The organism is Polaribacter sp., assembly GCF_051251875.1.
Classification (GTDB): domain Bacteria; phylum Bacteroidota; class Bacteroidia; order Flavobacteriales; family Flavobacteriaceae; genus Polaribacter.
Genome location: NZ_JBPOGL010000030.1, coordinates 26,540 through 39,057, shown reverse-complemented (window position 1 = coordinate 39,057; position 12,518 = coordinate 26,540). Strand labels below are relative to the sequence as shown.

9 protein-coding genes and 1 riboswitch are annotated in these 12,518 nt (G+C 31.1%); all 9 genes read right to left on the bottom strand.

The window, feature by feature from the left end:
* Nucleotides 1-90: 90 nt before the first annotated feature.
* Nucleotides 91-1,395 carry a sulfate adenylyltransferase subunit 1 gene (locus tag ACSHW5_RS12995; RefSeq protein ID WP_435676572.1) on the bottom strand — a complete coding sequence of 435 codons (1,305 nt, stop codon included), beginning with the start codon at nucleotides 1,393-1,395 and terminating at the stop codon, nucleotides 91-93.
* A 198-nt stretch (nucleotides 1,396-1,593) separates the two neighbouring features.
* Complete coding sequence (gene cysD, locus ACSHW5_RS12990) at nucleotides 1,594-2,499, bottom strand: sulfate adenylyltransferase subunit CysD (protein WP_435676571.1); 906 nt, start codon at nucleotides 2,497-2,499, stop codon at nucleotides 1,594-1,596.
* Nucleotides 2,500-2,582: 83 nt separating this feature from the next.
* Complete coding sequence (locus tag ACSHW5_RS12985) at nucleotides 2,583-3,197, bottom strand: phosphoadenosine phosphosulfate reductase family protein (RefSeq protein WP_435676570.1); 615 nt, start codon at nucleotides 3,195-3,197, stop codon at nucleotides 2,583-2,585.
* Nucleotides 3,197-3,460 (bottom strand): DUF2061 domain-containing protein, encoded by a 264-nt coding sequence (locus ACSHW5_RS12980; protein ID WP_435676569.1) that lies wholly within the window; start codon nucleotides 3,458-3,460, stop codon nucleotides 3,197-3,199. The genes ACSHW5_RS12985 and ACSHW5_RS12980 overlap by 1 nt, the downstream gene beginning before the upstream one ends.
* A 321-nt stretch (nucleotides 3,461-3,781) precedes the next feature.
* Nucleotides 3,782-4,195, bottom strand: coding sequence for an RrF2 family transcriptional regulator (locus ACSHW5_RS12975; RefSeq protein ID WP_435676568.1), 414 nt, complete (start codon nucleotides 4,193-4,195; stop codon nucleotides 3,782-3,784).
* Nucleotides 4,196-4,383: 188 nt separating this feature from the next.
* The gene (locus ACSHW5_RS12970) at nucleotides 4,384-5,565 is read right to left on the bottom strand and encodes a polysaccharide lyase family 7 protein (RefSeq protein ID WP_435676567.1); all 1,182 of its coding nucleotides are present in this window, start codon (nucleotides 5,563-5,565) and stop codon (nucleotides 4,384-4,386) included.
* A 286-nt stretch (nucleotides 5,566-5,851) separates the two neighbouring features.
* On the bottom strand, nucleotides 5,852-7,018 hold the full coding sequence (locus ACSHW5_RS12965; protein ID WP_435676566.1) for an O-succinylhomoserine sulfhydrylase: 1,167 nt from the start codon (nucleotides 7,016-7,018) through the stop codon (nucleotides 5,852-5,854).
* A gap of 79 nt (nucleotides 7,019-7,097) precedes the next feature.
* Nucleotides 7,098-10,499, bottom strand: coding sequence for a bifunctional aspartate kinase/homoserine dehydrogenase I (gene thrA, locus ACSHW5_RS12960; protein ID WP_435676565.1), 3,402 nt, complete (start codon nucleotides 10,497-10,499; stop codon nucleotides 7,098-7,100).
* A 48-nt stretch (nucleotides 10,500-10,547) separates the two neighbouring features.
* Nucleotides 10,548-11,822 (bottom strand): O-acetylhomoserine aminocarboxypropyltransferase/cysteine synthase family protein, encoded by a 1,275-nt coding sequence (locus ACSHW5_RS12955; RefSeq protein ID WP_435676564.1) that lies wholly within the window; start codon nucleotides 11,820-11,822, stop codon nucleotides 10,548-10,550.
* Between the two features lie 190 nt (nucleotides 11,823-12,012).
* Nucleotides 12,013-12,145, bottom strand: a riboswitch (SAM riboswitch).
* Nucleotides 12,146-12,518 lie beyond the last annotated feature (373 nt).

Genomic DNA, 12,518 nt, shown 5'->3' with positions numbered 1-12,518 from the left:
TAGTTGGTATGAAGTAATAAATTTCTTAATTCTTCCACTTTTCTACAATAAATTTTACTTTGTACTAGCTACCTTATTCTTTAATCTTTTTTACTTGATAAAACCTACACCAACGGTATTGTTGGTTTTTGGATTAATTAAGATGAATGATCCATTAGATTTATTGTCTTTATATGAATCAAACAATAAAGGTTTGCTTAATTTTAATTGTATATCTCCTATTTGATTTAGCACTAATTCTGATGGATTTTCTTCGATACCAGAAAAATCAGTTTTTATAATGCTTGATATTTGAGTAATTTTTGCTTGTGCATCATTTACACCATGTTTGATGTAATATTTTTGAGATGCTTGTAAAGGCTCTTTATCCATCCAACAAATAGTTGCTTCTAATTGTTTTGCAATGGTTGGTTCTTCATTTACTTTTACTAACATATCTCCTCTACTAACATTTACATTGTCTTCTAACGTAATGGTAACAGAACTTCCTCTTTTTGCTTTTTGATATTCTTTTTCGAAGAAATTTATGCTTTTAATTTTTGATTTTGTTTGAGATGGCAATACTGCAATATCATCTCCAACGTTTAAATCACCTCCGTAAATTTTACCAGCGTAGCCTCTAAAATCATGGTATTCTTCTGTTTTTGGTCTAATTACAGTTTGTACAGGGAAACGAACTTGAGAGTCATCTGCAATATCTTCTACATCTAATCTTTCTAAGTGATGCATTAACGTTTCTCCTTTATACCAAGGCGTATTTTCAGATTTATGAACTACATTATCTCCTTGTAAAGCAGACATTGGTATGAATGTTAAATTCTGACCTTTGTACTCACTTTTACTTGCTAAATATTCTATTTCTCCTTTGATAGTGTTGTATTTTTCTTCAGAAAAATCAACTAAATCCATTTTATTTATTGCAATTACAACATCTTTAATTCTCAATAAATTATTGATAAAAAAGTGTCTGTATGTTTGTTCTATAACTCCATTTCTTGCATCAATTAAAACAATTGAAGCTTGTGCAGTTGAAGCACCAGTTACCATATTTCTTGTATACTCTATATGACCCGGAGTATCTGCAATAATGAAACTTTTACTTGGTGTAGAAAAATAGATATGTGCTACATCAATAGTAATTCCTTGTTCGCGTTCTGCAACCAAACCATCTGTTGCCAAAGAAAAATCTAAATAGTCAAAGCCACGTTGTCTACTTTTTTCTTCAATTGCTTCTAATTTATCATCAGTCAATGATTTTGTATCGTATAAAATACGACCAATTAAGGTACTTTTACCATCATCTACACTTCCTGCTGTTGCTATTTTTAAGTGCCCCAACCCAGCCTTCCCCAAAGGGGAAGGAGTTGAGTTTGTTTGTGTTTTTATTTTTTCCATAATAAGGTCATACTAACCTTCCCTAAAGGAAGGAACCCATACCGAGTATTATTAATTTTATTTTTAATATACCTATCAAGGTTTTTGATACTGAAACAAGTTCAGCACAAGAACCTTGCAGGATGTTTTTGAAACTTCTAAGAAGCAGTTTTTTAGAATACGATTCCGTTGTTCTCCCCTTTGGGGAAAAAGGGGCATTTAGAAATACCCTTGTTGTTTTCTTTTCTCCATTGCTGCTTCAGAACGTTTATCATCTATTCTTGCACCTCTTTCTGAAATGGAAGAATCTCTAATTTCTTCTACAACTTTTGCAATATCGACTGCGTCGGATAAAACGGCTGCTGTACAACTCATGTCTCCAACAGTTCTAAAACGAACCATTCTTTCTTCTACTTGTTCTTCTTTATCTCTAAAAACAACTTCATCATCTGCAGACCAAATCATTCCATCTCTTACAAAAATCTTTCTTTTGTGGGCAAAATATATTGATGGAATTTCAATATCTTCTTGTTCTATATAAGACCAAACGTCTAATTCTGTCCAGTTAGAAATTGGAAAAACACGTACATTTTGTCCTAAATCTATTCGTCCGTTTAACATATCAAATACTTCTGGACGTTGGTTTTTCTCATCCCATTGACCAAAATCATCTCTTACAGAAAAGATTCTTTCTTTAGCTCTTGCTTTTTCTTCATCTCTTCTTGCGCCACCAATACAAGCATCAAAACCAAACTCTTCTATGGCATCTAATAAAGTTTCTGTTTGCAACATATTTCTACTTGCATATCTACCAGTTTCTTCTTTTACTCTACCAGAATCTATATTGTCTTGTACATTTCTTACAATTAACTCAACACCTAATTCTTTGGCTAATCTGTCTCTAAATTCTATGGTTTCAGGAAAGTTATGTCCTGTATCTATATGCATTAAAGGGAAAGGAATTTTTGCAGGATAAAATGCTTTTTGCGCTAAACGCACTAAAGTTATACTGTCTTTTCCTCCAGAAAATAATAAAACAGGTTTTTCAAACTGCGCTACTACTTCTCTAAAAATAAAAATTGCTTCACTTTCTAAAGCATCTACTTGTATTGTTTCTTGACTCATAATTATAAGCCCATCCTAACCTTCCCAACGGGAAGGAACTCTTACTCGGGTGTTTTAAGAGTATTTACTTAATATTATTCTAATTAAATATGTAAACCACATTCGCGGTTACTTTCTACTTTTGTTGGATCGAAATATGTAAACTCATTTGGTAAATTTTGGTCTACTAAATAAGCATCTAATTGTTCATCTGACCAGTTATAAAACGGACTCACTTTTATGATACCATCTTTACTTTGAGAAACAACATTTATACTGTTTCTAAAAGCGGTTTGTCCTTTTCTTAAGTTTGTAAACCATACATCTGGTGTATGTTCTTTCATAGCTCTTGCAAATGGTTCTAATTTTACTTGTTCAGTAAATAGTACATGTTTAGGATCATCTACAGAAGGTACACCTAAAACAACGTTTCTATGAGAAGCTGTTTGTTTTGGAGTGTATAAATGAATGTTTAAATTCAATTTTTCTATAATATCTTCTGCATGTTTATAGGTTTGTACAGTATTGTAACCTGTATCGCACCAAATTACTTTAATGTCTTTTTGTACGTCTGTAACAGCTTTTAAAATTGCAACTTCATAAGGTCTAAAGTTGGTTGTAATTACAGGATTCTTTGCAAAAGAAATAGCCCAAGCAATAATTTCTGCTGGACTTTTACTTTTAAGGTCTTCGTTTATTTGTTCTAGGTTCACGCTCATTACTTTCCCCATTTTATTTTATTCCATACTCTTTCGTGAAAGAAGTATAAAACTAGTTTTGTTAAAAAATCTACTGAAGCTATTGAGGTTGCCAAGGCAATTTCTCCTGTTAATATGTACGATACTATTAAAGTATCTAAGGTACCTATAACTCTCCAGCTTAATGCTTTTAATACACTTCGTAAAGGTTTTTCAGAAGTTTTATCTTCTTCAAAACCTTTAGTCTGTGCTTTTTTGCTAAAAATGATTTGGTCTAAAATCATAAAAAAAATTAATTCAAATAATTATCCTACTGCTTTAGTAGGGTATGCAAACATACATCATTATTATACAAAAAGTAAAGATTAAATCTTAAAAATTAGTAAAACCCTATAGATTTAGTAGATTAATAAAAAAAAGGCAAATAATTTGCGAATATGAAATCACTATAAGGATTTAGTTGCTAAATAATTTAAGGTAATTTTTGGGTAATTCTAATGCACGCAAACAACAAGTAGTACTAGTACATATAAACTAAACTAAAGAGATTGTTTCAATCTTAATAATGGCAATTGTTTCCCTTATTATTACTCGAAATAAGTTTATTAACAGTTGCACAAATCTGCCAAAGTAGTATTTTTAAAAATTTGTAAAGAGCTATCTCTTACTTGTATCATTAGCTTATTTACAGCGCAGAGGTTTTCATCAGGACAGTCATCACACTTTTCGTAGAAGTTTAAACTAACACAAGGAATCATAGCAATTGGCCCTTCTAATATTCTCATAATAGTAGTCATTTGAATATCTTCTGGTTCTTTTAAAAGATAATAGCCACCACCTTTTCCTTTTTTAGAAGCTAACAATCCGTTTTTACGAAGGGTTAATAAAATACTTTCTAAAAACTTTAAAGAAATATTTTCACTTTTAGAAATCGTGGCAATAGAAACGGGTTCTTTATCTTGTAGTCTTGCCAAATAGGTAAGGGCCTTTATTCCGTATTTTGTCTTTTTTGATAGCATTTAACAAAATTACACAATTTAATACAATTACCATACTAAAATAGTAGGATAAAGTTTTTTGATTTAAAAAACTAGAATTAAGTAAAAAGAAGCTCTTGATTTGCAGCGCATCCGTTTAAAAATTGATATAAATTCAAAAATTCATTAATTTTAATGAACGGAAATAAAAAATAAAAGTGAATACTTTATTAATTTGTAGTATGCGATTTTTCTAAAGCATAAAAAGTGGCTTGTACATAATCTGTAGCATCGCCAGTGTTGTTCTGATTATAAACACCAGCTTTAAAATACATGTATTGTCCGCCTACATTAAACCCGCTATTTTCCATATTTACGGTTTTAACAATAGTTGTTTTTCCTTCTCTAATGATGCTAACTGTTAAATCATCTCCAACAACTTTAATAGTATAGCTAAATTTTTCATTAAGCGCAATGCCGTCTGATGGATTAGATGCAGTACTACTTCTAGAACCAATCATTTCATGCCATTGCTCACTTCCATTGCCTTCTGTAGGTTCATGTGCAAAATAGATAGATCCTAAAGAATTATTTTTTAATTTCCGATAATAAAGACGAACCGGCTCATCATCATTTGCATGAATTTGCCCAACAATAACGCGCCCTACTTGACCAGAATCACCGGTAGTTGTAACATGATTTACAGAAAGAGTCGCAGACATTTCGCCATCAAAACCTGCTGCAGCATTTTTATCCGCTTGCGGCGCAGTACCAAAAACCCAATTGTTTTTATTAACTCCTTGTGTGCTAATACTAGTATTTGTACCTCGTAACATTTCGCGAAGCTCTACTCTTGTATAACTTGTATTTATAGATGTTTTAAATCCTGATACTGGACATTTAAAAACCATTCCTCCATCATCTTCAGAATAAAAATAAGCATCATTTTCATAGGTGTTATTTAATTCAAGAACAGTAATTGTTGTTGCTGTGCCATTACCATTGTTTACAGGAATACTTAAATTCCAGGTAGATAAATCAAAATTTTCTGAGGGAGTTTTATTAACTTTTGTTAATTGCGAAACTATTAAGGTTTTTGAAATATCTCCTCCTGTAATGGTTATTAAACCTGCACGTTTAGCACTTGTAGTGTTTGCGGTTACTGAAATGTTTATTGTTCCATTATTGGTACCTTTTAACGGCGTAATTGTAATCCAATTGGTGTTCACACTAGCTGTCCACTCTAAATTAGAAGTTACTAGAACAGTTTGTGTTTCTTGGTTTGCAGAAAATTCTGAAATTGAAGATAAAGATATGTTTTCTGATACCTCTTCTTCATTAGAATCATTAGAACTACAACTACAAAGAACTATAAAAATCAAACAAGTAAAAGCAATATTTAATAACTTCATAATTTCATTTTTATAAAAAGTACGCTAAAAATAAGAAAAAATAGGGGTCTATGTTGTTTATAGTGGCTAGGTTATTTTAAAAAAAAAGGATGTTTATAAAAATAGACACCTTTTTCTTGAATTTTTCGTTTTCATAACCACCTTGTTTGTCACTCCGTAGGAGTCTCACGCAAGATTTAGTTAATAGTATGCAAAACGCCTACGAGTAACAAACTGTATGGAAAAGCAATAACGTTTACATTCATTTATCATTTACAAACAACAAAGAGCCAAAAAAATTCTTTTTTTAATTACTTAATGCTTGTTGTAAGTCTGCAATAATATCATCTGCATGTTCTAAGCCCACAGAAACTCTAACCAAACCATCTGTAATACCAACTTCTAATCTATCTTCTAAAGATAAACGTCCGTGTGTTGTAGAAGATGGGTGTGTAACAATGGTTCTAGTATCTCCTAAATTAGCAGATAATGAACACATTTTTATGTTGTCTAAAAAGTTTCTACCAGCATCTATTCCTCCTTTAATTTCGAAAGCAACAATATTACCACCTAATTTCATTTGGTTTTTAGCTACTTTGTACTGTGGATGCGATTTTAAAAATGGATATTTTACAAATTTCACCTGTTCATTTTCCTCTAAAAACTGAGCAACTTTTAAAGCATTTTCGCAATGTTTTTCTACTCTAATAGATAAAGTTTCTAAACTTTTAGACAAAACCCAAGCATTAAAAGGAGACATAGCAGGACCAGTATTTCTTGCAAAAAGATAAATTTCTCGCATTAAATCTGCGTTACCAACCGTTACGCCACCTAAAACTCTTCCTTGTCCATCAATTAATTTTGTGGCAGAATGTATTACTAAATCTGCACCAAATTTTATGGGTTGCTGAATGTAAGGTGTTGCAAAGCAATTATCAACAATAAAAATAAGGTTGTGCTTTTTGGCAATTTTACCAATTAATTCTAAATCTAAAATATCTACAGCAGGGTTTGTAGGTGTTTCTATATAAAGAACTTTTGTGTTTTCTTGAATTAAACTCTCTATCAAATCTACTTCATCAACTTTAAAATATGAAGTTTCAATATTCCATTTTGGCAAATAATTGGTAAACATACCATGTGTAGATCCAAATACAGATCTACAAGAAACAATATGGTCTCCGGCACTTAATAAAGCTGCAAATGATGAAAATATAGCTGCCATTCCTGTAGCAAAAGCATATCCAGCTTCTGCACCTTCCATAGCCACAATTTTATCTACAAATTCTGTGGTATTAGGGTTTGTAAATCGGCTGTATAAATTACGTTCTTTTTCTTCTGCGAAGGATGAGCGCATGTCTTCTGCATCATCAAAAACAAAACTAGAGGTTAAATATAAAGGTGTAGAATGTTCAGAAAACTGACTTCTTTCTGTTTGGTTTCTGATGGCTTCTGTTTCGAAATGTTTTTTCATCTTTTATTGAAAAATTAAATGATTAAAAAATTGAATAATTGGTTGATTGAATTTTTAATTTTTTCAATCTTTTAATAATCTAGTTATTATGTTTTGCTAATCTTAAAATGTCTCCAAAAACTCCTCTTGCTGTTACGCTTGCGCCAGCGCCAGCACCTTGAATTACAATGGGTTGTTCTCCGTAAGATTCTGTGTAAATTTCAAAAATTGCATCAGAACCTTTTAACGATCCTAAAGGAGTACTTTTATCTGTGGAAACTAATTTTACTTCTAATTTTCCTTTATTTTGAGATAAATCTCCACTTAATTCTCCAATATAACGTAAAACGTGATTTGGTTTTTGGCTGTCTTTTAGGGTTTGATATTCATCATTTAAAAGTGCTAAATTACTAAGAAATTCATCAACAGAACCTTCTCTTAAATTTTCTGGAATTAAATTTTTAATTTCAACTTCATTAAATTCATTTTCTAATTCTAATTCTCTTGCCAAAATTAATAATTTTCTGGCAACATCATTTCCACCTAAATCTTCACGCGGGTCTGGTTCTGTAAATCCTTTGTCAATTGCTTCTTGTAATATTTCTGAAAAAGCTGCGTTTTTAGCAGAAAAATTATTGAATAAATAACTTAATGATCCAGAAAAAACACCTCTAATTTTGGTGATATTTTCTCCAGATTCATGTAATAATCTTATGGTGTCAATTAAAGGCAACCCTGCGCCAACATTGGTTTCGTACAAGTATTGTTTTTTGTATTCTTTTAATTTAGCTCTTACTTCTTTGTAAAATTCAAAAGACAAGGTATTGGCTATTTTATTACAAGAAACCAAATCGAATCCTGCTTCAATTAAAGGAATATAATTGCTTACAAAATGAACACTTGCAGTGTTGTCTACGGCTATTAAGTTTTCAAAATGATTGGCTTTCGCAAATGCAATAATATCATCAACTTTTATATTTTCTTCACCATTTTCTAACAGATTTTTTTTCCAATTTTTAGAAACACCATCTTTTTTTAACAGCACTTTTTTAGAGTTTGCTACAGCAAAAACGTTCAGTTGAAGTTTTCTGCGTTCTAAAACAGATTGGGTATTTTCTATAATTTGATCAATTAAGGTTCCGCCAACCAAACCTTTTCCAAAAATGGCAATGTTTATTTTCTTGGTAACACCAAAAACTTGTCCGTGAATTACATTCACAGCCTTGTATAAATCTTCTTTTTTTACCACCAAACTAACGTTTTTACCAGAAACGGTATTGTTGAATAAAACAGGTTTAATTTGATTTTTTATTAAAGCATTATAGGCGTGATGAAACTCACTCAAATCTTGGCCAATAATAGAAATTACAGATACATTTTGTACAACAGAAACCTGATTTACATCTTGAGAATAAAAATCATTTTCGAACTCTTTTTCTAATGCTGTAATTGCTTCTGTTGCTCTATCTGCATCAATTATTAATCCGATTCCTCTTTCTGAAGAACCTTGAGAAATAATGCTTATGTTGATGTTTTTATCACTTAAAGCTCTAAAAATACGCGCATCTACACCAATTTTACCTAACAAACCTCTTCCTTCAAAATTTAACAAAGCAACATTATCTATAGTAGAAATAGATTTTATGCCTTTTGTTGATGATTCTGAGGTTATTAAAGTTCCTTTATCTTCTTTGTTAAAGGTATTTAAAATACGAAGATTGATGTTTTTTTCTAATAACGGAATAATGGTTTTTGCATGCAATATGGTTGCTCCAAAATTGGCCAATTCATTTGCTTCAGAATAGGATAATTGTTCAATTTTTTTAGCATCTGCAACCAAATCTGGGTTTGCCGTGTAAATACCGCTAACATGTGTGTAATTTTGCAATTCATTGGCATCTAAATAATTTGCCAATAAAGCTGCTGTATAATTACTTCCGTTTCTACCTAGGGTAGTGGTTTCTCCTTTTTTGTTGGATGCTATAAAACCCGTAACAATATTTATAGTATCGTTATTTTTCTTAAAATAATTGATTACATTTTCTTTTGAAACTGAAGTTATTGGTTGTGCATTTCCAAAATTTTCATCGGTTATAATTAAAGATCTTGCATCAACAGCATTTGCAGAAACTTGTAATTTTTCTAACAAACTTGCCAATAATTTTACTGATAATAATTCGCCTTGTGCTAAAACTACATCCTTTATTTTTTGGCTATAATCTCCCAATAAAGAAACACCTTCAAAAATGGTTTCTAAGGTTGAAAATTCTTCGGATAAATCTACTAAGTTATTAGGTACTAGTTGGTATTCTTTAAATTTTTCAAACTTAGATTTATATTCTTTTTTTGATGCTGCTTTTTGTAAAATGGACTCTAACTCATTGGTAGAATTACCACGAGCAGAAAGAACAACCGTAATTTTTTCGTTGTTTTTATGTTTATTTACAATAATATCTATAGTATTTTCTAGGCCTTTGCCGTTGGCTAAAGATTTTCCTCCAAACTTTAAAATTTTCATCTTCTTTTCTCTGTAATCTTTATTAAAAATGGGTTCTATTATTTTTTCTAATTGGCTGTATTCCATTAAAAAAGCATCATGACCGTGCACAGAATTAATTTCATTATAGGTCACGTTTTCTTTTGTTAATGCTAACTTTTTGTGTGTTTCTCTGTTTTCTTCGGCTGTAAAAAACAAATCAGAATCTACACCTATAATGTGAATATGAGCATCAATTTTATCTAGAATTTCAATATCTTTTTTTCCTCCTATGGTAACATCAATTGTTTTTAATAATTGATTCATTAATTTATAGGAAGATAATTGATAACGTTCTTGTAGTTTTTTACCATGATGTAACAACCAACTCTCCACATCAAAAATGTCTGAATTTACTTTTTTAGAGCGATGAAAACGTTCTTTAAAAGACTCTGGAGTTCTGTAACACAACATGGCGTGCATACGTGCATCATGCACAGGATTGCTAGAATTTACCAAAAATTGTTCTTGAATCTGGCAATTGGCAATTAACCAATCTGTAGATTTCCAGTCTGTGGCAATGGGTAAAAAATGTTGGGTTAATTTGTTGTTTAAAACCATCATTTCCCAAGCAATTCCGCCGCCTAAAGAACCACCAATTAAAGCAAATAATTTATTAATTTTTAATGCTGTTAATCCTTGTAAAAATATCCTTGCAACATCTCTTGCAATAAAACTTTTATAGGTATCAATTAAAAAACCATCAAATCCATTTCCGGGAATATTAAAAGATAAAATAGTATAAACGTCTGTGTTTATGGCTTTGTTTTTACCAACTATGTCTTGCCACCAACCATTGTTTCCAGCAACATTTGAGTTTCCTGTAAGTGCATGGTTTACTAAAATTATAGGCGCAATACCTAACTCTTTTCCGAAAACCTGGTAACTCAAATTCAGTTCAGAAATTGATGCACCAACTTCTGTGGTAAAATTTTTAATTTTGATATGTTGTAGTACTTCTTTCATGTTGTAACAAGGGACTGAAGTCCCTTGCAGAATTCATTTTAATAAAAATTATATCTTCGAAAAAGCTGCTTTTAAATCTGCTTTTAAATCTTCTAAATCTTCAATACCAACAGACAATCTAATTAAATCTTGACTTACACCTGCGCTAGCTTGTGCTGTCTCATCTAATTGTTGATGTGTTGTACTTGCTGGGTGAATTATCAATGATTTTGTATCACCAATATTTGCTAATAAAGAGAATAGTTTGGTATTATCTGCAATTGTTTTTGCTGCTTCAAAACCGCCTTTTACCCCAAAAGTTACCAATCCGCTTTGTCCTTTTGGTAAATATTTTTTTGCTAAAGTATTGTAGTTACTACTTGCTAATCCAGGATAATTTACCCAAGTAACTTCTTCTTGCGCTTCTAACCAAGTTGCCAATGCCAAAGCATTTTCTGAGTGTTGTTTTATTCTAACAGGTAAGGTTTCTAAACCTTGAATAATATTAAATGCGTTTGTTGGACTTAAAGCTGCGCCAAAATCACGTAAACCTTCTAAAATTAATTTAAAAGTGAAGGCTGCTGCACCTAAAGCTTCATGATATTTTAAACCGTGGTAACCTGCAGAAGGCTCTGTAAATTCAGGGAATTTTCCGTTTGCCCAATTAAAAGTTCCGGCATCAATAATTGCACCTCCTAATGAAGTTCCTTGTCCGCCAATATATTTGGTTAGAGAATGAATTACAATATTTGCTCCGTGTTTAATAGGATTTAATAACGCTGGTGTTGCCACTGTATTATCAACAATAAAAGGTACTTCTGCAGCTTTAGCTTGTACAGAAATTGCCTCTAAATCTAACACATCTAATTTTGGATTCCCTAAAGATTCAACAAAAAATGCTCTTGTATTGTCTTGTACAGCTGTTGCAAAATTATCTGGATTTGAAGCATCTACAAAAGTAGTGGTAATACCCAACCTTGGTAAGGTTACGCTTAATAAATTGTAAGTTCCTCCATACAAACTGCTAGAAGCAACAATATGGTCACCAGCTTTTAAAAGTGTTAATAAACCTGTTGCAATTGCACCTGTACCAGAGGCAAAAACTACGGCTGCAATTCCGCCTTCTACAGCCGCCAAACGATCTTGTAAAATTTGGTTTGTTGGGTTGTTTAAACGTGTATAAATAAAACCTAATTCTTTTAATGAAAAAAGATTTGCAGCATGTTCTGAATTGTTAAAAACATACGATGTTGTTTGGTAAATAGGCACTGCTCTAGTACCTCCATTTTGTGTTACGTCATGTCCTGCGTGTAATGCGTTTGTTGCTAATTTGTGCGTACTCATTTTTCTATTTTTTTTTAGTTAATTTAGTTTCCTATTTTACAGGAAATTCGTTTTCAAAAGATACAAAATATTTACTATTATGAACCTGTTTGAGATAAAACCAAAAGTTTAATGCATCATTTTGTATGATGTACTTACTAGAAAAATGTTATGAAGAAAATAGAAATTTCCGGAACAGTAAATTTCTTTTTTGTTATCTATCCAATCTCTTTGTAGAGATACTAAAATAAATTTAGCATTGGGTAGAATTTAGCACCTTCTTTATCTCTAAAGGGTTGCTAAGGCTTCAACGGGTCTAATCCCTTCACCTTTCTTGATAACATTGTCAATAAGTTATTTGAACTTTGTGAATGCAAATATATGTTTAGAAAAATTTAATATCCAAGAAAAAATCAATTTATTTTTATTTAAATAATAATATCATATTAAAAACCTTTTTTTTTATCAATTTTATGTAATCTACAAACTGCAATTTTACTTTTACTGATGATACCAAAATAAAATATTATGACGAAAAGTTATGTTATTAGAATTTAAGATGTAACTTTGCAAAGAATTTTAGAGGAAAAATTTGAACTGATTGCAACCTCTTGTACTGAATGTATTTCAGTACCTAACTTGAAAATAAATTTCTATTTTAAGATTTTGAAACAAGTTTAGAATAAAAAAATGCTAAAGCAGTAATTTTCTACTACT

Excerpts from the sequence above, each read along its gene's own strand:
- ACSHW5_RS12995 (WP_435676572.1), bottom strand. The coding sequence starts at position 1,395 with ATGGAAAAAATAAAAACACAAACAAACTCAACTCCTTCCCCTTTGGGG.
- cysD (WP_435676571.1), bottom strand. The coding sequence starts at position 2,499 with ATGAGTCAAGAAACAATACAAGTAGATGCTTTAGAAAGTGAAGCAATT.
- ACSHW5_RS12985 (WP_435676570.1), bottom strand. The coding sequence starts at position 3,197 with ATGAGCGTGAACCTAGAACAAATAAACGAAGACCTTAAAAGTAAAAGT.
- ACSHW5_RS12980 (WP_435676569.1), bottom strand. The coding sequence starts at position 3,460 with ATGATTTTAGACCAAATCATTTTTAGCAAAAAAGCACAGACTAAAGGT.
- ACSHW5_RS12975 (WP_435676568.1), bottom strand. The coding sequence starts at position 4,195 with ATGCTATCAAAAAAGACAAAATACGGAATAAAGGCCCTTACCTATTTG.
- ACSHW5_RS12970 (WP_435676567.1), bottom strand. The coding sequence starts at position 5,565 with ATGAAGTTATTAAATATTGCTTTTACTTGTTTGATTTTTATAGTTCTT.
- ACSHW5_RS12965 (WP_435676566.1), bottom strand. The coding sequence starts at position 7,018 with ATGAAAAAACATTTCGAAACAGAAGCCATCAGAAACCAAACAGAAAGA.
- thrA (WP_435676565.1), bottom strand. The coding sequence starts at position 10,499 with ATGAAAGAAGTACTACAACATATCAAAATTAAAAATTTTACCACAGAA.
- ACSHW5_RS12955 (WP_435676564.1), bottom strand. The coding sequence starts at position 11,822 with ATGAGTACGCACAAATTAGCAACAAACGCATTACACGCAGGACATGAC.